General features: G+C 52.4%; 25 protein-coding genes. 20 read left to right on the top strand and 5 right to left on the bottom strand.

Features of this window, described 5'->3' with window-relative positions; translation table 11 throughout:
- The first annotated feature begins 33 nt into the window (after nt 1-33).
- From sctR to PsAD5_RS00310, 6 genes are all read left to right on the top strand, one after another.
- The gene (gene sctR, locus PsAD5_RS00285; RefSeq protein WP_057463727.1) at nt 34-678 is read left to right on the top strand and encodes a type III secretion system export apparatus subunit SctR; all 645 of its coding nucleotides are present in this window, start codon (nt 34-36) and stop codon (nt 676-678) included.
- Nucleotides 679-702: 24 nt separating this feature from the next.
- Entirely contained in the window at nt 703-972 is a 270-nt protein-coding gene (sctS, locus tag PsAD5_RS00290; protein WP_008546860.1) for a type III secretion system export apparatus subunit SctS, read from the top strand.
- 5 nt (nt 973-977) lie between these two features.
- A complete protein-coding gene (sctT, locus tag PsAD5_RS00295; RefSeq protein ID WP_063290633.1) occupies nt 978-1820 on the top strand; it encodes a type III secretion system export apparatus subunit SctT in 843 nt (280 codons plus the stop codon).
- The gene (gene sctU / locus PsAD5_RS00300; RefSeq protein ID WP_057463729.1) at nt 1817-2950 is read left to right on the top strand and encodes a type III secretion system export apparatus subunit SctU; all 1134 of its coding nucleotides are present in this window, start codon (nt 1817-1819) and stop codon (nt 2948-2950) included. Before sctT ends, sctU begins: the two co-directional genes overlap by 4 nt.
- A gap of 238 nt (nt 2951-3188) precedes the next feature.
- The gene (locus tag PsAD5_RS00305) at nt 3189-4106 is read left to right on the top strand and encodes an alpha/beta hydrolase family protein (RefSeq protein ID WP_063290634.1); all 918 of its coding nucleotides are present in this window, start codon (nt 3189-3191) and stop codon (nt 4104-4106) included.
- A 743-nt stretch (nt 4107-4849) separates the two neighbouring features.
- Nucleotides 4850-5641 (top strand): hypothetical protein, encoded by a 792-nt coding sequence (locus PsAD5_RS00310; RefSeq protein WP_063290635.1) that lies wholly within the window; start codon nt 4850-4852, stop codon nt 5639-5641.
- Between the two features lie 105 nt (nt 5642-5746).
- Here the strand turns inward: PsAD5_RS00310 and sctV are convergent, their stop codons facing one another.
- Together sctV and PsAD5_RS00320 are read right to left on the bottom strand one after the other, a co-directional pair.
- Entirely contained in the window at nt 5747-7885 is a 2139-nt protein-coding gene (gene sctV / locus PsAD5_RS00315; RefSeq protein ID WP_057464013.1) for a type III secretion system export apparatus subunit SctV, read from the bottom strand.
- A 149-nt stretch (nt 7886-8034) separates the two neighbouring features.
- Nucleotides 8035-8493 carry a type III secretion system chaperone gene (locus PsAD5_RS00320; RefSeq protein ID WP_063290636.1) on the bottom strand — a complete coding sequence of 153 codons (459 nt, stop codon included), beginning with the start codon at nt 8491-8493 and terminating at the stop codon, nt 8035-8037.
- A 307-nt stretch (nt 8494-8800) separates the two neighbouring features.
- On the opposite strand from PsAD5_RS00320, the gene PsAD5_RS00325 reads away from it, so the two are divergent.
- The 10 genes from PsAD5_RS00325 (at nt 8801) to PsAD5_RS00370 (ending at nt 18339) form a co-directional block, all read left to right on the top strand.
- A complete protein-coding gene (locus PsAD5_RS00325) occupies nt 8801-10033 on the top strand; it encodes a branched-chain amino acid ABC transporter substrate-binding protein (protein ID WP_057464018.1) in 1233 nt (410 codons plus the stop codon).
- Between the two features lie 70 nt (nt 10034-10103).
- Nucleotides 10104-11036: a branched-chain amino acid ABC transporter permease gene (locus tag PsAD5_RS00330; protein ID WP_063290637.1), complete on the top strand. Its 933-nt coding sequence runs from the start codon at nt 10104-10106 to the stop codon at nt 11034-11036.
- Nucleotides 11033-12310: a branched-chain amino acid ABC transporter permease gene (locus tag PsAD5_RS00335; protein ID WP_063290638.1), complete on the top strand. Its 1278-nt coding sequence runs from the start codon at nt 11033-11035 to the stop codon at nt 12308-12310. The genes PsAD5_RS00330 and PsAD5_RS00335 overlap by 4 nt, the downstream gene beginning before the upstream one ends.
- Complete coding sequence (locus tag PsAD5_RS00340) at nt 12307-13077, top strand: ABC transporter ATP-binding protein (RefSeq protein WP_063290639.1); 771 nt, start codon at nt 12307-12309, stop codon at nt 13075-13077. The genes PsAD5_RS00335 and PsAD5_RS00340 overlap by 4 nt, the downstream gene beginning before the upstream one ends.
- Nucleotides 13078-13097: 20 nt before the next feature.
- The gene (locus PsAD5_RS00345; RefSeq protein ID WP_063290706.1) at nt 13098-13793 is read left to right on the top strand and encodes an ABC transporter ATP-binding protein; all 696 of its coding nucleotides are present in this window, start codon (nt 13098-13100) and stop codon (nt 13791-13793) included.
- A gap of 107 nt (nt 13794-13900) precedes the next feature.
- Nucleotides 13901-14710 carry an IclR family transcriptional regulator gene (locus tag PsAD5_RS00350; RefSeq protein WP_063290640.1) on the top strand — a complete coding sequence of 270 codons (810 nt, stop codon included), beginning with the start codon at nt 13901-13903 and terminating at the stop codon, nt 14708-14710.
- A 189-nt stretch (nt 14711-14899) separates the two neighbouring features.
- On the top strand, nt 14900-16096 hold the full coding sequence (locus PsAD5_RS00355) for an acyl-CoA dehydrogenase family protein (protein WP_063290641.1): 1197 nt from the start codon (nt 14900-14902) through the stop codon (nt 16094-16096).
- Nucleotides 16097-16105: 9 nt separating this feature from the next.
- Nucleotides 16106-17245 carry an acyl-CoA dehydrogenase family protein gene (locus tag PsAD5_RS00360; protein ID WP_063290642.1) on the top strand — a complete coding sequence of 380 codons (1140 nt, stop codon included), beginning with the start codon at nt 16106-16108 and terminating at the stop codon, nt 17243-17245.
- Complete coding sequence (locus tag PsAD5_RS00365) at nt 17242-18024, top strand: oxepin-CoA hydrolase, alternative type (RefSeq protein ID WP_063290643.1); 783 nt, start codon at nt 17242-17244, stop codon at nt 18022-18024. The genes PsAD5_RS00360 and PsAD5_RS00365 overlap by 4 nt, the downstream gene beginning before the upstream one ends.
- A 54-nt stretch (nt 18025-18078) precedes the next feature.
- A complete protein-coding gene (locus PsAD5_RS00370) occupies nt 18079-18339 on the top strand; it encodes a TfoX/Sxy family protein (protein WP_193778118.1) in 261 nt (86 codons plus the stop codon).
- A gap of 31 nt (nt 18340-18370) precedes the next feature.
- On the opposite strand, the gene PsAD5_RS00375 is transcribed toward PsAD5_RS00370, so the two are convergent.
- Nucleotides 18371-19045 (bottom strand): TetR/AcrR family transcriptional regulator, encoded by a 675-nt coding sequence (locus PsAD5_RS00375; RefSeq protein WP_063290645.1) that lies wholly within the window; start codon nt 19043-19045, stop codon nt 18371-18373.
- A 65-nt stretch (nt 19046-19110) separates the two neighbouring features.
- Here PsAD5_RS00375 and PsAD5_RS00380 point away from each other — a divergent pair, with 65 nt between their 5' ends.
- From PsAD5_RS00380 to PsAD5_RS00395, 4 genes are read left to right on the top strand one after another with little or no spacing between them, the layout of a single operon-like run.
- A complete protein-coding gene (locus PsAD5_RS00380) occupies nt 19111-20427 on the top strand; it encodes a flavin-containing monooxygenase (RefSeq protein ID WP_063290646.1) in 1317 nt (438 codons plus the stop codon).
- The gene (locus PsAD5_RS00385; RefSeq protein ID WP_063290647.1) at nt 20424-21344 is read left to right on the top strand and encodes a bile acid:sodium symporter family protein; all 921 of its coding nucleotides are present in this window, start codon (nt 20424-20426) and stop codon (nt 21342-21344) included. Before PsAD5_RS00380 ends, PsAD5_RS00385 begins: the two co-directional genes overlap by 4 nt.
- Complete coding sequence (locus PsAD5_RS00390; RefSeq protein WP_063290648.1) at nt 21341-22279, top strand: SDR family oxidoreductase; 939 nt, start codon at nt 21341-21343, stop codon at nt 22277-22279. The genes PsAD5_RS00385 and PsAD5_RS00390 overlap by 4 nt, the downstream gene beginning before the upstream one ends.
- Nucleotides 22279-23049: an SDR family NAD(P)-dependent oxidoreductase gene (locus tag PsAD5_RS00395; protein ID WP_063290649.1), complete on the top strand. Its 771-nt coding sequence runs from the start codon at nt 22279-22281 to the stop codon at nt 23047-23049. Before PsAD5_RS00390 ends, PsAD5_RS00395 begins: the two co-directional genes overlap by 1 nt.
- A 13-nt stretch (nt 23050-23062) precedes the next feature.
- Here PsAD5_RS00395 and PsAD5_RS00400 read toward each other — a convergent pair whose 3' ends face one another.
- Nucleotides 23063-24460 (bottom strand): glutamine synthetase family protein, encoded by a 1398-nt coding sequence (locus PsAD5_RS00400; RefSeq protein ID WP_063290650.1) that lies wholly within the window; start codon nt 24458-24460, stop codon nt 23063-23065.
- 34 nt (nt 24461-24494) lie between these two features.
- Nucleotides 24495-25481, bottom strand: coding sequence for an agmatinase (speB, locus tag PsAD5_RS00405; protein WP_063290707.1), 987 nt, complete (start codon nt 25479-25481; stop codon nt 24495-24497).

Genomic DNA, 25481 nt, shown 5'->3' on the forward strand with positions numbered 1-25481 from the left:
GGTGCCCAAAGGTGCCCAATCAGAGATTTGCTGATGACGTCTGATCCATTCTCGCTCATATTAGTGCTTGTGGTTGTGGCCCTTGTTCCGTTTCTGGCCATTGTCGCCACATCCTTTATCAAGCTTTCGGTGGTGCTGCTGCTGGTGCGTAACGCGCTTGGTGTGCAGCAGATTCCGCCTAATATGGCGTTGAATGCGCTGGCTATCATTTTGTCCGGCTACATCATGCTGCCGGTCTTTTTGCAGACATTTGAGATCGTAGAGCAAGGAAACCTCTCCATCACCACGGTGGAGGAGATGAAGACCACCTTTGTTGCTGCTAAGGGGCCGCTTGAAGATTTTCTCGCCAAGCATGCGGACAGCAAGGAAAAGGCGTTCTTCCTTGAGGCGTCCCGTCAGTTGTGGCCTGCTGATATTTCCGCAAGCATGACAGAGGACAGCATCGCAATTCTGCTGCCGGCCTATACCGTTTCGCAGTTACGTGAGGCGTTTGAGATCGGGTTCCTGCTGTATCTGCCGTTCCTTGCGATTGACCTTGTTGTTTCCAACATCCTGCTTGCCATGGGCATGATGATGGTGTCGCCGCTGACGATTTCCCTGCCGTTTAAACTGTTCCTGTTTGTGGCCGTTGATGGGTGGTCGCGTTTGATCCTCGGTCTCATCAAGACCTACGTTTAGCCGGAAATGTGAGAGGAGTAGCTTATGTCCCCTGAAGACGCCGTCTACCGCATTTCCGAGGCGATGATCCTTGTGATGATGCTGTCTTTGCCGCCGATCATTGTTGCCTCGCTTGTTGGCCTTGCAGTGTCGCTGTTGCAGGCTTTGACGCAGATGCAGGAGCAGACAATCCAGTTTGGGGTCAAGCTGATCGCCGTGGCGCTGACGCTGTTTATGATGTCCAGCTTCCTTGGCTCGGAGACCATTGGCTTTACGCAGGCTTTGTTTGATGATTTTCCGACATTGGTCAGGTAACGCCAATGAACCTGCTTGCGGAGATCACCACAGTCCATCGTGATGCATTTCTTGTTTTGTTGCTGACGTTTCCGCGTATTTTTGCGGTGTTTGCAACATCACAGATCTTCAATGCCACGTTGATGTCGCGCATGGCGCGTAATGTAGTTGTGATGGTGATTGCGATCCCGCTGTACCCTTATAACCTGCAGTATGTGGACGGGTTTTCGCCAACCGGATCGATGTTTGTTGTCTACTTCTTCAAGGAGTATGCCATCGGGTTTCTGATTGGCTATACGATCTCTTGTTTGCTTTGGGCTGTGCAGTCCGCCGGGACATTGATTGACAACCAGCGCGGTGCTGCGGTTGCCTCCAGTATTGATCCGATGCTGGGGAACGAGAGCTCGCCCGTCGGGGATTTGTTCTCCCGTGCGTTCATTCTCTATCTCTTCCTGACGCCAGGGTTCTTCTTCATCCTGACACTGGTTTATAACTCCTACATGATCTTTCCGGTGACAGAGTTTATCCCTGTTCTGCCAGAGGAATTTCCGGAGTTGATCCTGTCGATCTTCGACAATGCGATGCGCCTGATGTTTGTTATGGCTGCACCATTGGTGATCCTGATGTTCCTTGCAGAGTTTGCACTGGCGATTATCAGCCGGTTTGATCCGCAAATTCAGGTGTTCATTCTTGCCATGCCGATCAAGAGTGGCGTGGCCGTCATTCTGCTGACGTTCTATCTGTCATTCCTGCTGCCAGAAGCGGCTGAGCACCAGATTGAGCTGAAGCTGTTTACGGACGAGATCTTCGGGATTTTTGAAAAAGGCAAGGACATCTATCAGGATCAAAAGCTTGAGGTCCGTCCATGAGTGGGCAGAGTGCTGGCGAAAAAACCGAACTTCCCACCCCCAAACGAGAACGTGAATCTCGTGAAAAAGGGCAGGTAGCCAAGAGTACCGAGGTCACGACCACCATCTCGCTGTTTGCGGTGATTGCTTATCTCTGGTTTGCGTGGGACCGCAATTTCTCCAAGCTGGTTGGCCTGATGGATGACATGGCCAGTCTGGCGACACGGCGAGACTTTTCTTCCTCCGCCGGAGAAGGGGTCTTTGGTGTTTTTTCGACCTTTATGGACATTGTGCTGCCGCTGATTGGTGTTGCCATTGCGGCGGGTATCTTTGGCAACTTTGTGCAGTTTGGCTTTCTCTGGGCCGTTGACAGCATCATGCCCAAGCTGAGCAAGATCAGTCTGGCTGAAGGGTTTAAGCGCATCTTTTCCATGAAGCAGGTGGTGCAGGTTCTCAAATCCATCCTGAAGATCGCCTTGCTCAGCACCATGCTCTACTTCACAGTGAAGTACGCGATTGGCGCTTACATCAACTCGCTCTCCTGCGGCATTCCCTGCATTGCTAATATCAGCGGTGCGATTATGAAACTGATCCTCGGGATCTCGTTTCTGGCCTTTGTTGGCGTGGCGATCCTTGATTTCATGTTTCAGAAGCACACCCACATCAAGAGCCTGAAGATGACGAAGGAAGAGGTGAAGCGGGAACATAAGGAGTCCGAGGGCAGTCCTGAGATTAAAGGGCAGCGTAAGCGGATTTCTCAGGAAATTCTCATGAGCGACAACCTTGAGAATACCCGCAAAGCCAGTGCTGTTGTGGTGAACCCGACGCACTACGCGGTTGCCATTTCCTATCGCCCGGATGAGGTTGCTGTGCCGTTGGTGGTTGCCAAGGGGCTTGATCTGACTGCGCTTAAGATGCGTACAGAAGCTGAGGCGGCAGGTGTGCCGATTTTTGCCAATGTTAAGCTTGCCCGTATGTTGCATGCGGAAGTGGAGATTGAAGAGCTCATTCCGCAAGACATGTTTGCAGCTGTTGCCGAAATCCTCGTCTGGATCGATAAGAACAAAGACATCCTTTACAACGGCCCGCTTGAACGCGGTGTGATCGATCTTGAGCATGAGAAGAAGAGCGGTGATGAGCCGCTGAACTAAAGCAGTTCGCATTTAAGCTGAAACACCTGAACTGCTTTAGCCTTTGTTTTTGCGTATCTCCGAAAACCGGTCTCCACTTTTCGGAGATACACTGTCGTTTCATCAATGTTCCGAGAAGCGCCCCAAGTCCTATATTTTCTCGTCTTTCTGTCTTGAATAATCCAGCTTGCAGTTGTGTGAGAATCGTGTTTCATTTGTAGTTGTATTGTAATGCAATTGTAATTCATATGAGGGCAAGATGTTTTATAGGCTCAATAAGCGGGACGTGGTTTCGGGTTTCATCACCAGTTTGTTCGTTTTGGTTTTCTTGTTTTTCGCGCAAGCCTCTTTGGCGCAATCGCCGCATCAAAAGGGTGGTCCCATCAGTGAGCCGCTTGGTGAACTGAATATGCAGATTTGGCGGGTTCCGGTTGAGTTGGAAGACGGCAGTAGGACGATCACTTTGGATGCGACCACCTTCAAGCCGGATGGAGAAGGGCCTTTTCCGCTGGCGGTCTTTACTCATGGGGCGGCTCGGAGTGCTCCACGTGATGGTCCCTATGATTTCCGTCCTGACGCTGCAATCAGGTGGTTTCTTGCGCGAGGATACGCTGTTGCCGTTGTTATTCGCAGGGGCTACGGACGTTCAGAGGGGCAGCGTTCTGTTGTTGAGGATGGGGATTCAGAAGGTTTCATAAAGGTCCTTGAGGAGCGCGTTCATGATATCAATAGTTCAGTGCGTTACTTTCAGGATCAGCCGTTTGTGGTTGCTGATCATATTGTCCTTCTCGGATTTTCTGCAGGTGGGAACAGCGTATTAGCCGCGTCTCGGAAGGCTCCAAATGGTGTTCGCGGTGTCATTTCTTTCGCACCGGGAGCCGTGACAATCGATGATTATAGTGCGCGGGATTTAGAACAGGCAGAACAAGGTTTCAGGATGTTTGGGGCTGGGACAACGCTACCAACACTCTGGGTTTATGCGGAGAACGAGGAGTACTATAGCCCGATGTTGGCCAGGTCATTTTTTGAGGCCTACACATCAGAAAGTGATGCAAAGCAAGAGCTTGCCATTTTGCCGCTTGAGGGTGAGAACGGCCATGATCTCTTTCTGAGGGATGAGGGTCCTAAAGTCTGGGGCCCGGTTGTTGCGCCGTTTCTTGAGCGATTGATGCCTTAAAGCAGTTCGCATTTCAATTGAAATACCTGAACTGCTTTAGTCTTTGTTTTTGCATATCTTTATCCGAAAACCGGTTTCCACTTTTCGGAGATACGCTGTCGTTCGTCGCGTTTGCATCAAAAACTTATTCCCCTTGGTTCCGCCAGCCCTAAGATTATCTCGTGTCCACGTACACGGGCAGCTGGCGGAGCGACCGTCAGTTCGGCGTGGGCTGGGCGGGGCTACCGGAAGACATAACGCATCCTCCGGCGGGTCCGTTGAAACACCCCTTGAAAGTCTTTAGTGCAGGGACCAAGCGGAAGCTGGTCACCCGATGGGCGTCTACACTGGCAGCTGCAGCTGTCAGGGACAAGTCAAACTGTCCTTTACAGCAACTGCCCAAAGAGGTGAGTTTCGAAGCAAAGCCTTGTGTTTTGTGAGACCTCACAGTGATGGGTAGGCACCTGCTCCCAATGCCTTTCGGTGGAGACCTTGTTTCATACAAAAACGCCCGGGCAAGGCGACAGCCAATGCCGAAGAAACTAATTTAATACCTAGCGCAGGCACTGCCTGCTCGCCTTGCCCCTCCCGTTTCTCGGGACCCTAAATTCCACCACTGCATGGAAGGCCATGCGGTGCCATTGGTGTTTGTATGGCAGGTTGCTGAGACTTGGGTTGGATTAGTACAAAAATGGATGCTCCACCTTCATGTGAATTTAAAGTGTCCCCGCGAGAATTGCTGGGTAACTTTTCGGAGAACGAGAATGGGTGTTGAGCACGAAAAATGGGTGACTGATGTTTTGAAACACATTGGTGTTAACCCGGAAATCCCAGCTCAGGTAATTGATGAAGAGCCGGTTGGGACTGGTGATCAACCAGACGGCAATGAACAGCCGGAGCTGAAAGCCGGTTCTCAGGACCAGGTGGAAACTGTCGGTCAGGACCACGTTAAGAGCGTGGAAAAGGCTGAGGAAAAAGAGCTCGATGACGTCCACGAGCAGGTTAAAGATGACGTTACGGAGCCTGAAAAAACAGCTGCTCAAGAAAAAGTGGAAGCAGAAGTTCAGGAGCCGTCTAAGCCTGAAGACGTTCCTGCCGTTGATGGTGATGCCTCCAAGCCAGATCTGATCCTGCCGGAAGATGGAAGTTTGAAAGAGGCTGCGGATATCATGGCGATAGCTGAGCGAGAAGTTGGATGCGGGGAAGGGGAAATCAAATTCACAGGCTTCAGTTCTTGCATCGGCGTTACCGTGCGAGACGGCACCAAGGTAAAAGGCGTGCACCTTGCACTGATTAAAGAAGATGGCAAACCATTCAACAAAGATGATGCAGCAAAAGTGCTTACGTCTTTAGGGACCTACTCAGAAGCAATGATTTTTGGCCAAATCGTATTCTGGAAGAATCCTGCAAACCAGGTTGCCGATGCCTTTAAGGTTCTGGAGGAGGGACTAAAAGCTGGAGCGACCAAAGAGGATGGTTATAAGGATTTTCAGTTTGATGACGGGGAGTACGGTGCTGAGATCACCGAGGATGATGATTTCTTCCCAACATTTTAAGAACAGGTGGAACCCGATGACCCGAAGTTGGGGCTTCTGATTATGGTTATTCGGGTTCCACCTTACTGCCCGGGCAAAGGGCAGGTTTTACGCGGTATTCGGGGATCAGGCTGGTAGGGTGCCAACCTTGCCGCGTAAACTGATTTTCTCTAATGGCTGGATGTTGGCGTTTGGCGCCAGTTCCTGGAAGGACAACACAGCCAGATCGGCATAGTCGCGCTCGATTACTTTTCTGAAGAAACGGCGGATATCCATTGGGACCAGAATGACCGGAGCGATGCCGTTGTGTGCCAGATTATCGCCAATGGCGCTGCGCATGACGGTGATGAGCTGGCGGTGTGTATCCGGCGAAAGCGCCAGATAGGAGGCGCCGCTGGTCTGTCTGATGGCACCGCGCACTTCATCCTCGATGTCTTTATCGATGAGATATGCCGGAATGATGTGCTGACCTGCAGAGTATTTGTGCGTGATGTAGCGGCTCAATGCCATGCGGATATGCTCCGTCAGCATGAGTGGATCTTTTTCCTTCTGGCCCCATTCCACGATGGCTTGCAAGATTGTGCGCATATCACGGATGGAGATGTCCTCACGCACCAGACGCTTGAGAACATCGGCCAGCGAGATGAGAGGGACAGCGCGGTTTACTTCGCGCACCAGCTCGTCAAAGTCGCCTTCCATGTGCTTGAGCAGGAACATGCATTCCTGAATGCCGAGGAACTCTGCGGCGTGTTGTTTAAGCACATGAGCCAGATGCAGGCTGAGCATGCCGGTCAGTGTCAGGGTTTGAATGCCAGCGCGCGTTGCTTGTTCAAAGTGCCGGTTGTTCACCCAGAAAGACGGGGTGTTTGGCAGGAAACTGTCGCCTTCCTCGTAAGGAATGTTGAACATAGCGAGGTTTGGCGGTGTTTCGCGGGCAATGAAATAACCGGACCGTGCTGCGCCACGGGCAACAGGGACTTCGTTGACGAGGATACGGTACTCGCCTTCCGGCAGGCTCTCGTTGAGGCGCAGTTTGATGCCGGGGAAGGGGACACCGAGATCGAAATAGAGCGCTTTGCGCACCTTTGCGACTTCTCTGTCGAGCTTCTTCGGGTTGAGTGTAGACCTGACTGAAGACGAGATATCGACAATGAGCGGAACGGTGATTGTAATGGCCAGATCCTGAGCGGCTTCCACTTCGGTCGCCATGTCCTCATCAGGCATCATCATAGCTTCGCCTTCAGGCGCTATGGCGGGCGCAAAGGCTGAGAGCTGCTGTGAATCCTTTCTAGCGGACTGAGATTTTGTCTTTCGCATGGAGAAGAAAGAAACAGAGCCGAAGATTGCTGCAAGGAGCAAGAAGATGAAAGTTGGGAAGCCAGGAATAAGCGCGAAGCCAACCATGATTGTCGCTGCAATCATGAGGGCCCTTGGTTCACTGTTCAACTGTTTGGCAATATCAGATCCAAGGTCGCTGGAATCTTCGGTGCTTACACGGGTGACCATGAACCCAGCTGTGATGGAGATGAACAGAGCCGGGATCTGAGCAACCAGACCATCACCGATGGTCAAAATGGTGTAACGATCCAGAGCATCAACAGCGCTCATACCATGCTGGGAGGTGCCAATGATGACGCCGCCGATGATGTTAACCGCGGTGATGATCAGGCCCGCAATCGCATCGCCCTTCACGAACTTCATGGCGCCGTCCATGGAACCGTAAAGCTGGCTTTCTTTTTCCAGCTTGGTGCGGCGGCGCTTGGCTTCATCCAGTTCGATCTGGCCAGCACGCATGTCGGAGTCGATCGACATCTGCTTGCCGGGCATCGCGTCAAGGGAGAAACGGGCAGAGACTTCTGCCACGCGTTCAGAGCCCTTGGTGATCACCAGAAAGTTTACGATGGTCAGGATCAGGAAGATAACGATACCGACGACCAGATTACCCTGGACCACGAAGTTGCCGAAGGTGTCGATGATTTCACCGGCATCGGCTTTGAGCAGGATCAGACGGGTCGTCGTGATGGACAAAGACAAGCGAAAGAGGGTCGTCAGAAGCAAGATAGAGGGAAAGGCCGAGAGGGCTACAACATCTTTCAGGTAGAGCGCAGCCATCAGCAGGATCGCAGCAAGGCTCAGGTTGATTGCAATGAGCGTATCCACGAGAACCGTCGGTAACGGAAGGATCATCATGAATACGATTGCGATCAAAAGAAATGCCAGGAGAACATCATTTCTCCCTGACAACATTTGAAAGATTTTTTGCACGTCCTGCTCCTGATTTCAGCCTGCTCTTGCTTTCAGGCCAATTCACCTTTCGCTTCTAACAATTGGAAAAAGCCACAGGTGTGCCGCAGCAAACACTTGAGTAAAAATTTAAAAGAAGATTTGGAGTTATCCTTGCTCGTAAACGCTTATCAGGCGGGTAAAATGATTTCGCCGGTGTTTTCGGTCAAGGAGATCTGCGGTCCGGGTGTGGTCTCAATCATGAGATTGAGTTTGCCAGCTTCGCTCAAAAAGTCTTTGAGCGTGGTGTAGAGTTTGTTTCTATCCAGATTGTTGGTGTACTCGGTTTTGATCAATGCGAGATCGCCGTCCTTCTCAACAAGGCCAACACGGTAATTATTTTCTGCCTGTTGTTCCCCTGAGTAGCGTAGGGCGTTAAGATATGTATCCCTTCGGGCTTCTGGCGCAGGGCTGCCTATAATGGTGGAGATATGAAGGATATTATTGTCTTCATCACTTTCCAGGATGATCAGGAAATCTTCCAGTAGAACAGTCCAGGTTTTGGCTTCTGCGTACTCTGATATCTCCAAGGCTTCCAGAAGCGGTCCGACTTCAACCATCAAGTCGTGAATGATTTTGAAGTTGCCCATTCAGTTGTCCCTAACTCTACTGATTTATCTGGGATATTCTGTAGGGCCGGTCTCGAGAGTGTGTTGTGCTGTTTGATACAAACTACAATCATCTGAAGAAGAAAATTGCAGGCTGCATGCAATGTTTATTGGCGACGACTTATGATGAAGTTTTCGAACAGATGACTCGGCTCTGCTTTGAACTGTGAAATTGCTTAAGTCACTATGCGGAATTGGGTTTTACTTATTGCTTGACAATATAGTCTGATGAATATCTCATTACCTTAATAAAATTATAATGAAAAATCTTTTTGGGGGAGGGGTTGTTTTGTCTAAAGGTAATTTATTGAAATCTAGTCTGGTTGCACTTCTGCTTTTCGGCGGTGTTCTCTCTGCGGAAGCTGAAGTTATCAAGATCGGATACATTGATCCGCTATCAGGTCCGTTTGGGAGTACGGGTGATGCTGGGGTGAAGCACTTCCGCTATGCGGCTGAAGAAATTAATGCTGCTGGTGGTATGGGCGGCATGCAGGTGGAAGTGGTTGCTTTTGATAATAAAATCAATCCGAAAGAGAGCCTTGTTCAACTGCAGAAGGCGATTGATCAGGGCGTCCGCTTTATTGCGCAGGGGAACGGGTCGAGCGTTGCGAATGCTTTGACTGATGCGATTGCTAAGCACAACAAGCGAAATCCGGGAGAAGAGGTTCTTTTCCTCAACTATGCAGCGGTTGATCCGGCGCTGACCAACAAGAAATGCAATTACTGGCATTTCCGGTTTGATGCGCATGTGGACATGAAAATGGCGGGTCTGACTGATTGGCTGCGGGATCAGAAAGACATCAAGTCTGCTTATATTCTGGCGCAGGATTATTCTTACGGGCGAGCGTTTACAGCAGCTGCAAAGTCCATGATTGAGGAGAAACGTCCGGACATCAAGATTGTTGGTGCAGAGCTTCATCCGATTGGCAAGGTTAAAGATTTCACGCCGTACGTGCAGAAAATGATGAGCGCGAAAGCGGATGTTGTGTTTACGGGAAACTGGGGAACAGACATGACGCTGCTGGTGAAAGCGGCGAATGCGTCCGGTCATACAGTGCCGTATCTGACGTTCTATGGTGGCGGCCTTGGGGCTCCGACCGCGATGGGGAAGAGCGCTGTTGGGTTGGTGAAGCAGATCACTGAGTTCCATGAGAACATCGAGGCCTCTGAAAAGCAGATGGCTCGGGTGGATGATTTTGAGAAAACCAATAGTCTCGATTACTATTATGAGCGGGTTTTCACCTTGATGAACATGCTTGACAAGGCCGTTGATGCGGTTGGGTCAGTGGATGTGCCCAAGGTTGCAGCTGAGCTGGAAGGGATGACTTATGAGACGCCGTATGGAGAGGTGACCATGCGGGCGGATGACCACCAGCTGATGCAACCTCTTTATATCTCTACGTTTTCTGAGGGTGTTGCCCGTGATGTTGAGAATACCGGTTACGGGTTCAAAACAGATATTACCATTCCGGCAGCGGCGACTGAAACTCCGACGACGTGCAGGATGCGTCGTCCTTCCTAACGATCTTACTTGAACAATGGCATACTCGGGCAATTGGGCTTGAGCATGCTCTTTTCTTTTGAGGGATGTTATGGAGACGGTTGTTTTTGCTCTGCTCAACGGGCTGATCTATGGCTTGTTGCTGTTCATGCTGTCCAGCGGATTGACGTTGATTTTCAGTATGATGGGCGTTCTCAATATGGCTCATGCCAGCTTTTACATGCTGGGTGCCTATTTTGCATTTACCCTTGGCCAGCACACTGGTTTCTGGTTTGCGTTATTTCTGGCGCCGATTTGCGTTGGAGCAGCTGGAGCCTGCGTTGAAAAGTGGGGCCTGCGCAAAGTGCATGCCAGGGGGCATGTGGCTGAGCTGCTTTTCACGTTCGGGCTAGCTTATGTGATTGAAGAGCTGGTGAAGATCATCTGGGGCAAGTTTGCAGTTGCCTATGAGATTCCGCTGGAGCTCAATTATTCGCTCTTTGAACTGTTTGGTTCTCAGTATCCGGCGTATCGCATTTTCATGTTGGCTGTGTCCATCGCGATGCTGGCGGGACTTTGGTACCTGTTGAAGCGAACGCGGGTCGGGCTGATCATTCAGGCGTCGCTGACACATCCGCATATGGTGTCTCATCTGGGGCATAATGTGCCGCGGATCTTTATGCTGGTGTTTGCTGCGGGCTGTGCGCTGGCGGGTCTCGCCGGGGTGATTGGCGGCAACTATCTGGTGACCGAGCCATCCATGGCGTTTTCAATCGGACCGATTGTTTTTGTGGTTGTTGTGGTCGGCGGTATGGGCAGCCTGGAAGGGGCGCTTATCGCCAGTTTGCTGATTGGCTTTCTTCAGACATTTGCCATCTCAATCGATAGCAGTTTTGCTGAGATCTTTTCGTTTGCCGGATTGAGCGCTGATGGCGATATCGGGCGTATTACAATTGCGTCTTTGGCTCCCATGTTGCCGTTTCTTCTTTTGGTACTGATGTTGATGCTGCGTCCGCGTGGTCTGATGGGGGAGCGTGAGTTTTGACCGACTACAGTCTTGACCGGGTGCCTGATCTGGCTCCGAGTGCACGCTACAAATTTGCGACACGGGTTCTGCCGCTGTTGCTGCTTGCTCTGATCCTGTTGAGCATTCCGCTGTTTGAGCCGTCCAGAACGTGGCTATCGCTGTTCAACGCGATTGGCATCAATATGGTTTTTGCTCTGTCCTACAACATGTTGCTGGGGCAGGCAGGTATGCTTTCGTTTGGCCATGCGGTCTACTTTGGCCTTGGTGGTTATGCGGCTATGCACGGGATGAATGCGATTGAGAACGCAAGTTATGATGGTGGTGTCTGGGCAGCCTTTCCCATGTTTGCCCTTCCACTGGTGGGGTTTGCGGGAGGAGCGCTGGCAGGCGCTGTGATTGGCTGGCCGTCCTGTCGGCGGGCGGGTGTGCCGTTTGCCATGATCTCGCTTGGCATTGCCGAGCTTGTTGCAGCTGCCGGGTTCATGTTTATCAGCGTCTTCGGCGGCGAAGAAGGCATCACTGGCGATCGTATGAATGGTGTTGAGCTGTTCGGGTTGTCTCTTGGGCCGCTGGGCGAAGTGTACTGGTTCATTGCGTTCTGGACTTTTTTAGGCACCGCGCTGATGTATGCCTTCACCAGAACACCGCTTGGCAAGATGGCGCAGGCGGTGCGGGATAATCCGGAGCGTGTGCAGTTTGTGGGCTATAACCCCAACCGTGTTAGATATCTGGTGTTTATTGCAGCTGGTGGTTTCGCCGGGCTGGCGGGCGGAATGTCTGCGGTGAACTATGAGATCTTTACGCCGGAAAGCCTGAGTGTAATCCCGTCGGGTCTGGTGTTGCTGATGGCGTTCATTGGCGGAGCACGATATTTTGCAGGGCCTATTCTTGGGGCTGTGGTGCTGACTTATATGCAGTCCAATCTCTCAGATTATTCAGAGGCGTGGCTGCTTTATCTGGGACTGCTGTTTATCGGGATGATCCTGTTTGCACCGGGCGGTCTTGCAGGGCTGTTGCTGAGCGGGACTGCAGCCTTAAAGCATTCTTTGAGTGGTAAGGGGGTGTTGCGGGCTGGGGTGTTTGCGACTTCGGCCCTGATGGCTGCAGCTGGTGTTATTGTGCTGGTTGAGTTGGCAGTGCGGCATTCCAATGGGTTTGGAGAGGTTTTTGAACCGTTTGGCTTCCATCTGGCTCCTGACCAGATGGTGCCGTGGGCAGTTGGTTTGATACTTGCCGGTGTTGGCATGAGCTCGCTCAAAGTGCTTTCCAGACAGGGAGGTGTCGGCTCATGAGCGCTCCAGCCTTACAGCTGACGGACCTTCGCAAAAACTTTGGTCCGGCGAAGATCATTGAAGGGGTTTCGCTGGACATTGCCCGAGGTGAACGGCATGCGATTATCGGTCCCAATGGAGCTGGCAAGTCCACGCTGTTCAATCTTATCTCCGGTCTGTTTCCGCCAAGTTCGGGAACAATAAGTTTGGCTGGGCAGCAGATCTCGGGCCTGAAACCTCACCAGATTAACCGACTTGGATTGTCGCGTAGTTTTCAAGCCTCCAACATCTTCGCCAATATGTCGGTGCGCGAGAATGTGCGCTGCGGAGTGTTATGGTCGCTTGGGTATGGGCACAGTTTCTGGCGGAATATTGGTAACCTGAAGGAGGTGCAGCGCAAGACTGCCGAGGTGTTGGAGAAGGTGGGGCTGACGGATAAAGCCGATGTGCCTGCTGTGCTGCTGACCTATGCGGATCAACGCACGCTGGAGATTGCTATCACCATTGCAGGTGGGGCAGATGTGATTTTGCTGGATGAGCCGACGGCTGGCATGAGTCACTCAGAAACTGACAGGGCGATTAAACTCATCGAGATGGCAACGGAAGGTAAGACGCTCTTGATCGTGGAGCATGACATGGGGGTTGTGTTTGGGCTTTCTGACCGAATTTCAGTGCTTGTTTATGGTGAGATCATCGCAACAGGGACGCCAGAGGAAATTCGCGGCAATGCACGGGTGCGAGAGGCTTATCTTGGGGATGAAACAGATTTTGCGGAGATGAGCGCATGAGTGGAACTGCTGGAGGTGAAATGCTGAAGGTCCGAGATCTGCATGCGTTTTATGGCAAGAGTCATGTGCTGCGCGGTGTGAACATGGATGTGCCCAAGGGCAGTGTGACAGCGCTGTTAGGGCGCAACGGTGTCGGACGGTCCACCACGGCCAAGGCGATTATGGGTGAGGTGGCACCGAAAGGAGATATCTGGTTCAAAGGTGAGACTATCTCTGGTCTGCCGAGCCATAGCATTGCGTGTAAGGGGCTTGGGTATGTGCCGGAGAACCGGGATGTCTTCCCTCTGATGAGTGTGCGGGACAATTTACTTCTTGGCATCAAGGACATGCGCAAGCCGGGCAGGTGGAGCATTGAGCAGATGCTCGATATGTTTCCAAACCTCAAATCACGCGCTGATACGGCAGCTGGTGTGCTTTCTGGCGGCGAAAAGCAGATGCTGACGATCTGCCGGACGCTGATGGGAGATCCTGATCTGATCATCATCGATGAACCGACCGAAGGGCTTGCACCCAAGATTGTGACGCAAGTTGGGGAGCTGATTGCGGAGATTGCGCGAGCCGGTGTTTCCATCTTGCTGGTGGAGCAGAAGCTTTCCATCGCGCTGAAGATTGCCCAACAGGTTTATGTGATGGGGCATGGGGAGATTGTTTATCACGGGACACCAGAGGAGTTTCGAGCGCGGGATGATATCCGGCGGGAATGGCTGGAAGTGTGAGCGGTGTTTTTCTTGGAGAAGTGCTGCAGGATACCTTGCTGGTGTTCTTTGAGTTGGATGATGTGTGTTAGGCAAGGGATGTACATGATCGGGGTGGGGTTTTAGCGTTGAGCGGACATGAAGAAAAAGACCGGCGGTTTGCGACAACGCTGGCGCGAGGGCTGCAGGTTTTACGGGCGTTCCGGGCTTCTGATGACGGGCTTGGCAACCAGGAAATCTCTCAGCGCACTGGCATACCCAAATCCACAGTTTCCCGTTTGACCTTCACTCTGCAACAGCTTGGTTATCTCAGCCATGCGCGTCGTCATGACCGGTATCGGTTTGGTCCGGCAGCGTTGGCGCTGGGCAATATTGCCAGCGCTTCTGTTTCCTTCATTGAAGCGGCAAATCCGATGATGCAGCAACTGGCTGATGAGACGGGTACGCTTGCTTTGCTGGCAGTGTTTGATGAAAACAAGATGCTGTTGACCAAGACGTGGCGCCCGCAAGGCGCTCCTGCCATCTGGCTGGAAGTGGGGCACCGCATTCCGGTCACTGGATCATCCTCTGGGCATGCTTATCTGGCCAGCGTAACGGACCATGAGTTTGCGCAGGTTTGCGAACGTGTACAGGGACGGGATGAGAGCATTCCCGTCGAGACATTGGAGAGCGCAAGGGCTGCAGGGTACTCTCAGCTGTTGGCCCAAGGCTTTGTAATTGTTGATGAAGATAAACGCTATGCTGAGAACATCAATGCGGTCTCAACCGGTTTCCGGTCTCATGATTTTGGCGAGCCGGTTGCGATCAGCTGCGGGGCAACACCGGACATGCTGAGCTATAATCGCATGCAAAATGAAGTTGGGCCGAAACTGCGGGACCGCGTGAAAGAGTTGGAACGGGCGCTGGGCTTGCCCTCGGTTCTGGTCAATCGGGGCTAAGCTTGTAGCGAGCGGAAAGCTCTTATTGTCGTGATCGCTGCTTGCTTTAAATTCTGCATATTAGAATTATGAATTACATATTGAAATAATCTGGATGCGCGATACTCTGATCTCATGATGGGGATGAGTTGAGCGATGCGTTCTGGATCCTCCCGACAGTTATGTCCAGTGAAGCAGGGAGGGCGGCATATGGACTTGAACTATTCAGCTGAAGAGTTGGCATTTCGTGATGAGGTGCGGTCGTTTTTAAACAATAACCTTTCGCAGACTCTCTCGGAAAAGGTCAGATTGGGAAAGCGCCTTTCCAAGACGGATCATGAAGAGTGGCATGCCACGCTGAACAAGCAGGGATGGCTGGCGAACAACTGGCCGGTGGAGCATGGTGGGACTGGTTGGAATGCAGTCTACCGGCACATCTTTGAGGAAGAGCTTTGCCTTGCCCATGCGCCGCGGACGATCCCTTTCGGGCTTTCCATGCTGGCGCCAGTGCTTTTGAAGTTTGGCAGTCAGGCGCAGAAAGATCACTTTTTGCCGCGGATTCTGGATGGTACGGACTGGTGGTGTCAGGGCTATTCTGAACCGCTGGCGGGTTCTGATCTTGCCTCCCTGAAGACCCGTGCTGTGCGGGATGGGGACCATTATGTTGTCAACGGTCAGAAAACCTGGACTACACTGGGTCAACATGCGGGCTGGATCTTCTGTCTTGTGCGTACGGACCAAGACGTGAAGGCTCAGGAAGGTATTTCGTTTCTCTTGATTGATATGAAGACACCGGGTGTCACTGTTCGGCCCATTACACTAATTGACGGTGGGCAGGAAGTGAATGAGGTGTTCTTTGAGGATGTGAAGGTGCCGGTTGCCAACCTTGTTGGAGAGGAGAACAAGGGCTGGACCTATGCCAAGTATCTGCTGACCCATGAGCGTACCAATATTGCAGGCGTTGGCTTTTCGACGGCGGCTCTTGTTCATTTGAAGGAGATTTGTGCCAAGCAGATGTCTGGTGGCAAGCCACTGCTGGAGAACCCGTATTTTGCCGGAAGGGTTGCGCAGATTGAGATTGATCTGATGGCGATGGCGACAACGAACCTGCGCATGATCGCCAAAGCGGCGGCAGGGCAGGCGCCGGGAGCGGAGAGTTCCATGCTGAAGATCAAGGGAACTGAGATCCGGCAGGCGATCAATGATCTGACACGGCGAGCGGTTGGGCGTTACGCTATGCCGTTTGTGTCGGAAGCGCTGGATAGTGGTGCGAACGCGCAAGGTGTTGGGCCGGAGTATGCCGCCGCAGCGAGCCCAGGTTACTTCAACAACCGTAAGCTTTCCATCTTCGGTGGGTCCAACGAGATCCAGCGCAACATCATCAGCAAAGCTATTCTCGGCCTTTAGGAGCGTTCCATGGATTTCAATCATAGTGACGAACGGCGGATGCTTCAGGACACTCTGCATCGCTACCTTTCAGATAACTACGATGCCTCGCAGCGGGCTAACTCTGTTGGGCATGCGCAGGGGTTTTCGGAAAAAATCTGGAATGATTTTGCTGAGCTGGGTGTGATTGGGGCGCTGTTTGCAGAAGAGTATGGGGGCTTTGGAGGCAGCGGCTTTGATATTGCGGTTGTGTTTGAGGAGTTGGGTCGGTTTGCCTGCATGGAGCCTTTGATGGCCTCTGGCGTTATGGCTGGACGGTTGTTGGGCGAGCTTGGGACAGAGGAGCAGAAGGCGCTGATCGGGGATGTGATTGACGGGAAGCTCAAGATCGTTCCCGCATTGGAAGAGCCTCAGTCGCGTTATGATCTGGATGCTGTGGAGACAACTGCAGAGCGGGTTGGGGATGGTTATCGGCTCAACGGCACCAAGTCGGTGGTGATTGGTGGGCCAAGTGCGGACAAGCTGATTGTGAGCGCTCGTGGTGCCGATGGGCTGCAACTGTTCATGATAGATGCCGATGCCTCAGGCGTGGAGCGGTACTCCTATCCCAATCTGGACGGCTACCACGCCAGCGATGTTGCTCTGGTGAATGTAGTTGTGCCTGCTTCTGCGTGTTTGGGTGCGCCAGAGGCGGTTTTGCCTGCATTGGAATCTGCACGCGCTGCAGGTGTGACTGCGCTGTGTGCCGAGGCCGTTGGGGCGATGGAAGCGGCGAAGGATCTGACGGTTGAGTATCTGCGCGTGCGGACGCAGTTTGGCCGTGCGTTGGGCAAGTTTCAGGCGCTTCAGCATCGGATGTCGACGGTCTTGATTGAGATCGAACAGGCTCGCTCTGCGCTGATCAATGTGGCGGGGCACCTTTCTGCTGAACCTTTCCAGCGAGATAAGCATGTGAGTGCAGCTAAGAATTTGATTGGCCGTGTGGCGCAACTGGTTTGCGAAGAAACCATTCAGTTGCATGGCGGTATCGGGATGACCGAGGAGTATCCTCTGGGACATTATGCCAAGCGTTTGATGATGATCGATCACCAACTTGGCGATGTCGACTACCATCTGGAGCGCTTTGTTGGAGCTATGCAGAGGGAACCTGCGCGCGAGGCAATGTCATGAAGCGTGCTTCTCTTGTCAGCGTTGAGCGCAAGGCGGATCGTCTGATCGTCATGAACTGTAACTCTTCTCGTCGCAATGCGCTTTCGCCAGAATACTACGACGGGCTTTCGCAGGCGTTGGATCTTGCCAATCAGGACACTGAGATCCGTAGCGTTATCCTGATGGGAGAAGGCGGTTATTTCTGTGCGGGTGGCGATCTGAACACGTTGGTTAAGCGCCGCGAGATGACGGTTCTTGAGCGAAAAAATAATATTGAAAAACTCCATAATCTGGTTCGAAAAATAAGGGACTGCGCAAAACCGGTGATTGCGTCGGTTGATGGAGGTGCTGCCGGAGCGGGTGTGTCTTTGGCTCTGGCTTGTGACTTCCTGGTGGCAGAGCGGCCGTCTCAGTTTATGCTGGCTTATGTGAAGGTTGGACTGGTGCCGGATGGAGGGGCTACAGCTTCATTGTCCCGGCTTATTCCCCGTCAACTGGTCTTAGAGATGTGTTTGCTGGGACAACCTGTTTCGGCTGAACGGCTCTACCAGCTGGGGGTGGTCAATGTGCTTAGCGATAAGCCTGCTTTGGCAGAAGCGCACCTGATAGCGGATCGTGTAGCGCAAGGTCCAACAAGGGCACAGGGGGAGATTAAGCGATTGGTATCAGCTGCTGATCACAACAGCTATGACGATCAAATGGATCTGGAGCGGGATACAATGGCAGAGGCTCTGGGACATGATGAAGCGCAGGGAGGGATTAATGCGTTTCTGGAACGGCGATCTCCAAATTATGCTTAGATTACAATATCTTGATCAGGTGAAGCCCGAGTTAAATGTCTGGAATGGTGCATTTTGAGCAAGTCGATCAGTCAATTGAGAAACCTAGGCCCAAAGACCGAATATATGCTGTCTGAGGTGGATGTTTGCAGTGAAGATGATCTGCGTGAGCTTGGAGCAGTGCAAGCTTATCAACGTCTGAAATTTCGGTTTGGTCGGGGTGTGTCCATCCTCGCGCTTTATGCCATGGAGGCGTGCCTGCGGGATTGTGACTGGCGGGATCTTTCAGCTGAAAACAAGAAAGAACTGAAGGCCCGAGTTGCAGAGGCTGATTGATCGGCTTTGAAGGAGCCTTGAACGGATTTCGTCAAGATCCAGACAGGGCGTTATGGATGCCGGCGGTGGCATAGGCTACGAGCAATGTTTTCATTTCAGCAATGCCGGAGGTGTGATCTTCTTCTGCCATTGCATCAACACGCCAGGCTGAGGTGCATAGAGCGATTTGTGAAGAGATGGAAAAGACGAAGGTTGCGGAGACTTTCCTAAGATCGGCAGTGGGATAGAGCTTGGCGATTTCTGAAAGAAATACTTTTGCTGTTGGGTCAAAACAAGCTTGTGAGATTGCGCTCCAGCGTTCTTCTGCAGAGATCATGGCAACCAGACGTGCGTAGGCGAGCCAGCCGTGGCCGCTGTTTTCAGCTTTGTCCAGATAAGGGTAGAAGAAACTCTCCAGAATGCCTTTCAGGGTGATGACTTGTTCTGACGCTTTCAGCTGTTCCAGTGCATCAAGACGGAGACGGGCGAGTTCGTCGGCACGGCGTTCGACTGTTTTGAAAAACAGGTCTTCCTTTGTGCCGAAGTGGTGGTTTACGAGGCCCAGTTTTACCCCTGCTTTTTGGGCGATATCTCTTATGGACGCAGCGTCATAACTGCGAAAGGCAAACAGGTGTTCTGCGGCGTCGAGAATCTTTTGCCGCGTCTCCAGAGAGCTTTTTGAAGGGGCTCTTTGTCTTTGTTTTTCCTGCGAAATCTTCTTAATCATAAAAAGAGCTTGCCTTATTTTGTACGACTGTTCAATCTAATTGTAGTTCTTAGGGGGGACGAACAGTGAATATTTCAAAGGAGAGCTATGCCTTAATTGGGGCAGGGCCGATGGGGCTCGCCACGGCCAAGACACTTATTGAGCAGGGAATAGATTTTCAGGGTTTTGAGCTGCACAGCGATGTGGGTGGGCTTTGGGATATTGATGGGCCGAAGTCGACCATGTACGAATCCGCGCATCTGATTTCATCCAAGAAAATGACCGAGTTTACAGATTTTCCGATGGATGATCACATTGCTGAGTATCCCGGTCACCGCGAACTAAAGACCTACTTTCAGGAGTTTGCCGAAAAGTTCGATTTGAAGCGGCACTATCGTTTTGGAGCAGAAGTGACCTGCATCGCGCCGTTGGGAGGTGATGGTGAGGGGTGGACGGTTAGCTGGAGAGATCAGGACGGAGATCATTCAGCTGAGTTTGCCGGAGTGCTAATTGCAAATGGCACGCTTTCTGAGCCCAACATGCCAGAGTTTGCGGGAGAGTTTTCTGGCGACCTCATTCATTCGTGCCACTACAAGAGTGCGCGGCAGTTTGCTGGTAAGCGGGTGCTGATTGTCGGGGCGGGCAATTCAGGCTGCGACATAGCGGTGGATGCGATCCATCATGGGGTACAGTGCGACATATCTATGCGTCGCGGCTATTACTTTGTTCCCAAGTATGTTTTCGGGAAACCGGCAGACACGATGGGTGGGGCGGTGAAGTTGCCGCTCTGGCTGAAGCGGCGAGTGGATCAAACATTGCTGAAATGGTTTGTTGGTGATCCGCAGGCCTATGGGTTTCCCAAACCAGACTACGAGCTTTATGAGAGCCATCCGGTGGTGAACTCGCTTATTCTCTATCATGCCGGTCACGGGGATGTTGGTATTCGGGCCGACATCAAGGAACTGGATGGGCATACGGTTCGGTTTCGTGATGGTGAAGAGGCTGAGTATGATCTCATCGTCACCGCGACTGGCTATAAACTGCATTATCCCTTTATCGACAAAGAGCTTTTGAACTGGCAGGACGATGCACCGCATCTGTTTTTGAACTGCATGCATCCAGAACGGAATGATCTGTTTGTAATGGGCATGATTGAGGCAATCGGTCTGGGTTGGCAGGGGCGCCATGATCAGGCGGAACTGGTTGCGCGTTATCTGAGAGGCCTCAAGGACGGAAGTAGGACAGCTGAGGCAATCAAAGCTGAGAAAGCCAACGGATTTGAACGTGAGACAGGGGGGATGAACTACCTCAAGCTGGCGCGGATGGCCTACTACGTGGACAAACAGAGTTATCGCTCCGCACTGAACAAGCGCACACAGGCGTTGAAGAGGGAAATGGCATGAGTGACATTGACCTTGTTGTTCTCAACTTCAGTTCTGGTTCGCTGACCTTGCTCAACGGTATTTTGGGTGTTGTGATGTTCTCAATCGCGCTGGACCTGTGTCCTGCGGATTTTAAGCGATTGACACTGTCGCCAAAGCCTGTGGTGATTGGGCTGTGCTCTCAATTTCTGCTTTTGCCGAGCCTCACATTTCTGCTTGTTCTGATCGTTCAGCCCCGGCCTTCGATTGCTTTGGGGCTTATTCTGGTGGCGGCGTGTCCGGGTGGTAATATCTCAAACTTCATCACTCATCGTGCTGGCGGCAATGCAGCGCTGTCGGTTTCCATGACGGCTTTTGCTACGGTGGGAGCAATTGTTGCGACACCCTTTAATATCGCATTTTGGGGTAGTCTTTACGGCCCGACGCGCGCGATATTGCAAGAGACGCATATCGATAGGCTGTCAGTTGCAATTACTGTTTGCTTCATGTTGGTGTTGCCATTGTTTCTTGGCATCATGCTCAACCGTATCAAACCACAGCTGGCTGCTAAAATCCGGCAGCCACTGCGCATGGCGTCCATGGGAATTTTTATCGGTTTCATCTTCATCGCGCTGTTTGCCAACTGGTCGTTTTTTCTTGCCTATGTGGGTGCTGTGGCATCTCTCGTGATTGTCCATAATGGGCTGGCTTTGGCGGCAGGGTATACTCTGGCGAGCGTTGCTGGTGTGTCTGCTTATGACCGGCGGGCCATTACGATTGAAACTGGCATCCAGAATTCTGGCCTGGGGCTTGTGTTGATCTTCGGCTTTTTCGGTGGGCTTGGCGGTATGTCTGTTGTGGCGGCTGCCTGGGGGATTTGGCATGCGATCAGCGGGCTGGTGCTTGCCAGTTTTATGGCGCGCAAAGCAGTCAAGCTTCCCGCGGAGGCGACGTTATGACCAAGCTTCTTATCACCGGGGCTGCCGGAGGTGTCGGACAAGCATTCTTACGGCAATTGGCGGGCACGGAGCAGGAGGTTGTTGCGACTGATATTCGTGAGCCGAGTGGCCTCCCAGCAAATGCCCGGTTCAGAACGCTGGATGTGACTACAGACAGGGTGTCAGCATTGATTGAGGAGGAGCGGCCTGATGTGATTGTGCATCTGGCTTCCATCGTCACACCCTCTGTGGGTTCTACACGGGATATTGAGTATCTGGTTGATGTTGTTGGCACTCAGTCGGTGATTGATACTGCGATCAAAGCAGGTGTGAAGCGTCTTGTCGTCACATCATCCGGGGCAGCTTATGGGTATCATGCAGACAATCCTGTGCCATTGCATGAGGATGATCATATTCGCGGCAATAAAGAGTTCGCGTACTCCTATCATAAGCGTTTGGTTGAAACTGCTTTGGCTCGTGCACGTGCGGAGGCACCGCAACTGGAGCAGGTTGTGTTGCGGGTTGGGACGGTTCTTGGAACGGGCATGAACAATCAGATTACCGCGTTGTTCCATAAGCCGAGGCTGCTTGGGGTCGCCGGATCGGACAGCGCGTTTGTGTTTATCTGGACGGAAGATCTTGCGCGTATTCTGTTCCTTGCTGCGACAGAGGCTCCTGAGGGGATTTACAACGTGGCGGGTGATGGAGCGTTGTCGATGCAGCGGTTGGGGCAAATGCTCAATAAGCCTGTTCTCAAGTTGCCGTCCTGGTTGTTGAAATTTGTTTTAGGTGTGGCGAAACCACTGCGGCTTTCCCGGTATGGACCGGAGCAGGTTCGGTTTTTGCAGTACCGTCCTGTGCTGACCAATGAGCGGCTGAAATCAGTGTTTGGCTATACACCGGAAAAAACAAGCGCAGAAGTGTTTGAACACTGGCGAGCATCTGTGGGGCTTTGATGAAAACAGCGGTTATTACAGGTGGTGCTGGTGGCTTAGGGCAGGCACTTGCAACCCGGTTGCAGCGCGAGAGCTGGCATACGGTTCTTCTGGATTTGGCCGGTCCGGTACTGGAGGAGCTGCCACAAAATGAGCGACAGAGCATTTATGCTTGCGATCTGACGGATGGCGGTGCGGTTGAGCAGGTTGCCCAGCAGGTTTTTGCTCGGCACAACAGCATTGATCTGGTGGTTTACAATGCAGGCATTACGCATATCGGATTGTTTGCGGATATGGACCTGACAGCGCATCGCAAAGTGCTGGATGTCAATTATTTCGGGGCGGTGCATACGGCGCGGGCATTTTTGAAAGCGGTGCGGGCCTCCAGTGGATGTCATCTGGCGATCTCGTCAGTTGCCGGATTCTCGCCACTGATTAAACGGACAGCTTATGCGGCCAGCAAGCATGCGCTGGAGGGGTTTTTTGGGTCGTTGCGGTCTGAAGAGAAGTCTTATGGCGTTCATACGTTGATTGCAGCGCCTTCGTTTGTGGCAACCAATGTTGGACGGTCGGAGACGCAAGAGAATGGTCTGGCCCGTCCGGGTTCGTCAACAGATGGCGTTGATTATATGAGCGCGGAACGGGCGGCGGACATCATCTACAAGGCGTATGTGCGCAAGACAGAGATGAAACCGGTTGGCCGCGTTGCCAGTCTGGCGTGGTGGCTCAACCGGTTGTCACCCAAAGCCTATCAGCTGCTGATGGAGCGCAACATCAAGGAACCTTCCTAGGTTTGATGAAATGTCAGACCTTCCTGGCGTAGGTCTGGCATTCAAAACTGGTAATGGTGGTTGCAAACACGTCGTATTCAGCTTTCCGGCTGATGCCGTAGAGGCGATGAAACTCTGCTGTGCTCATCTGCTCAGCCGTTTTGCTTTGCGCCCATGTTTGGATTGCTGTCTCCCAGTTTCCTGTCAGGTGATCATATTGGGTGAGGTCCGCTTCCAGGTTGATTGGAGTACCGGGATCGCTTCGGTTTTCAAGACCGTGATGAATGCCTTCAAGGATCGCTGAGACAACCAGATATGGGTTGGCATCAGCGCCAGAGACTCGGTGCTCCAGCCTAGCGCCTTTGCCATGTGTGGCTGGCACGCGGATAGCTGCGGCGCGGTGGTCATAACCCCAGCAACAGGTGATTGGGGCATAAGAACCCGGCTGCAAGCGGCGGTAGGAGTTGGCGTGTGGAGCAAACAGGATTTGCATGTCCAGCATGGTGTCCAGCAGGCCCCCTACGGCGTTGTGCAAGGCCGGGTTTGCTTCCTCTGTGCTGCCGCTGAAGATGTTGGTGCCTTCAGTATCCAGCAGGCTGGTGTGGACATGGAAGCCGCTGCCAGTCTCTTCTGCGTAGGGTTTTGACATGAACGTGACATCCATGCCGTGTTTGCGGGCAATATGGCGGACAACGCGCTTGAACAGCAGGCAGTGATCCGCAGCTTCCACTGCACTTGGCACGTGAAGCAGGTTGATCTCAAACTGCCCGTGACCAAACTCGGAGATGGTGGTGTCTGCAGGGATATCCTGAATTTTACAGGCTTGGTTGATCTCCATGAGGATCGGTTCGAATTGAGCCATGATGTCCAGATCATAGATCTGCGAGGCCTCGAGGCGCTGGGTGGTGCCGGGAATGTAGGGAGGGAGTGGTAAGCCAGTTGGGCCGGATTCCATGTCGACGAAGTAGAACTCCAGCTCTGTGGCGACAACAGGTGTCAGGCTCTTGTTCTGGAACTTCTTCTCAACGGTTTCAAGAACATATCTTGGATCCAGTGGGGTTGGCTTCTGGTCCTTAATCTCGAAAAGAGTGACGAGGACTTGCGCGGTCGGCACTTTGGCCCATGGCACGCGCTTCAGCGTTCCTGGAACTGGGATGCATATGCCATCCGGGTCTCCACGCTCAATGGCAAGGCCTGCTGCCGGCACATCAACGCCCCACACGTCCAGTGCGACGGTGGACAAGGGCAAACGAACACCACCTTCGGCCAGCTTGTGCAGCATTTCTGCTGGCAACCATTTGCCTCTGAGCGGGCCACAAAAGCCAGCATAAAGGACCTCGATCTTTTCGAGGTCGGGATATTGTTTCAAAAAGGCATCGGCTTCAATTCGAAACTGTTCCAATTGCGGCTGTACTGCTGTCAGGGTTGGCATGCGAACTCTTCTGGTCGTGATCTGATGTGTTGTTTTATCGGGTGTTCTGATTGAACTGGCTGGCATAGATGCAAAGTAAATCCAAGGCTAAAGTCGCACCGGCCAGTGCTGTGATCTCTGCATGGTCGTAGGCTGGTGCGACTTCTACAAGGTCCATGCCTTTTAGGTTTATTCCAGCAAGCCCACGCAGGATCTCTCGTGTCTCTCCGGTGTTCAGACCGCCAACAACCGGTGTTCCTGTTCCCGGTGCAAAGGCTGGATCGAGGCAATCGATGTCGAAGCTGATGTAGCTGGCACTTTTGCCTGTCACCTTATGGATGCGTTCAATCGTGGCCTGTGCTCCATTATTACGGACCCAGTCTGCCGTAATTGTGGTCAGGCCCTGTGTGTTCTCATTGTTGGTTCTGATACCAACTTGTATCGATGTCTGCGGGTTGATGAGACCATCTTTTACCGCTCTGTAGAACATGGTGCCATGGTCAATACGGCTGGAGTTGTCAGTCCATGTGTCGCTGTGTGCATCAAACTGGATGAGGGAGAGTGGTCCGTGTTTTTTCGCGTGCGCTTTGAGCATGGGATAGGTGCAGAAATGATCTCCACCCAGCATGAGTGTTGCCGTACCTGCGTCTAAAATGGCAGAGGCCTGCTGTTCCAGTTCTTCCGGTACGCTCATGGGGTAGCCGGGATCGAAGATGAAATCGCCGTAATCGACAACAGCAAGGCGGTCGAACGGATCGAAGGACCAGCCCCATGCGTGGTCCCAGGCCAATATGGAGGAAGCTTGCCTGATTGCTCTTGGGCCGAAGCGGCACCCCGGCCTGTTGCTGACGGACGTGTCAAAGGGGATGCCACAGACAGCGACATCTATCCCCTTAAGGTTCTTGGTGAATTTACGGCGCATGAAACTGAGCGCTCCGGCATAGCTGGATTCAGCTATGGTCCCATAAGGGGTGGAGCGGGTGTAGGCCAGATCGCCTTTTGAGTATTCATCCAGCGAGGATGGGTGTTTTGTATCAGACAC

The sequence above is a fragment of the Pseudovibrio sp. Ad5 genome (assembly GCF_001623095.1).
Lineage (GTDB): Bacteria > Pseudomonadota > Alphaproteobacteria > Rhizobiales > Stappiaceae > Pseudovibrio.

Excerpts from the sequence above, each read along its gene's own strand:
- sctR (WP_057463727.1), top strand. The coding sequence starts at position 34 with ATGACGTCTGATCCATTCTCGCTCATATTAGTGCTTGTGGTTGTGGCC.
- sctS (WP_008546860.1), top strand. The coding sequence starts at position 703 with ATGTCCCCTGAAGACGCCGTCTACCGCATTTCCGAGGCGATGATCCTT.
- sctT (WP_063290633.1), top strand. The coding sequence starts at position 978 with ATGAACCTGCTTGCGGAGATCACCACAGTCCATCGTGATGCATTTCTT.
- sctU (WP_057463729.1), top strand. The coding sequence starts at position 1,817 with ATGAGTGGGCAGAGTGCTGGCGAAAAAACCGAACTTCCCACCCCCAAA.
- PsAD5_RS00305 (WP_063290634.1), top strand. The coding sequence starts at position 3,189 with ATGTTTTATAGGCTCAATAAGCGGGACGTGGTTTCGGGTTTCATCACC.
- PsAD5_RS00310 (WP_063290635.1), top strand. The coding sequence starts at position 4,850 with ATGGGTGTTGAGCACGAAAAATGGGTGACTGATGTTTTGAAACACATT.
- PsAD5_RS00320 (WP_063290636.1), bottom strand. The coding sequence starts at position 8,493 with ATGGGCAACTTCAAAATCATTCACGACTTGATGGTTGAAGTCGGACCG.
- PsAD5_RS00330 (WP_063290637.1), top strand. The coding sequence starts at position 10,104 with ATGGAGACGGTTGTTTTTGCTCTGCTCAACGGGCTGATCTATGGCTTG.
- PsAD5_RS00340 (WP_063290639.1), top strand. The coding sequence starts at position 12,307 with ATGAGCGCTCCAGCCTTACAGCTGACGGACCTTCGCAAAAACTTTGGT.
- PsAD5_RS00345 (WP_063290706.1), top strand. The coding sequence starts at position 13,098 with ATGCTGAAGGTCCGAGATCTGCATGCGTTTTATGGCAAGAGTCATGTG.
- PsAD5_RS00355 (WP_063290641.1), top strand. The coding sequence starts at position 14,900 with ATGGACTTGAACTATTCAGCTGAAGAGTTGGCATTTCGTGATGAGGTG.
- PsAD5_RS00360 (WP_063290642.1), top strand. The coding sequence starts at position 16,106 with ATGGATTTCAATCATAGTGACGAACGGCGGATGCTTCAGGACACTCTG.
- PsAD5_RS00365 (WP_063290643.1), top strand. The coding sequence starts at position 17,242 with ATGAAGCGTGCTTCTCTTGTCAGCGTTGAGCGCAAGGCGGATCGTCTG.
- PsAD5_RS00375 (WP_063290645.1), bottom strand. The coding sequence starts at position 19,045 with ATGATTAAGAAGATTTCGCAGGAAAAACAAAGACAAAGAGCCCCTTCA.
- PsAD5_RS00385 (WP_063290647.1), top strand. The coding sequence starts at position 20,424 with ATGAGTGACATTGACCTTGTTGTTCTCAACTTCAGTTCTGGTTCGCTG.
- PsAD5_RS00390 (WP_063290648.1), top strand. The coding sequence starts at position 21,341 with ATGACCAAGCTTCTTATCACCGGGGCTGCCGGAGGTGTCGGACAAGCA.
- PsAD5_RS00395 (WP_063290649.1), top strand. The coding sequence starts at position 22,279 with ATGAAAACAGCGGTTATTACAGGTGGTGCTGGTGGCTTAGGGCAGGCA.
- PsAD5_RS00400 (WP_063290650.1), bottom strand. The coding sequence starts at position 24,460 with ATGCCAACCCTGACAGCAGTACAGCCGCAATTGGAACAGTTTCGAATT.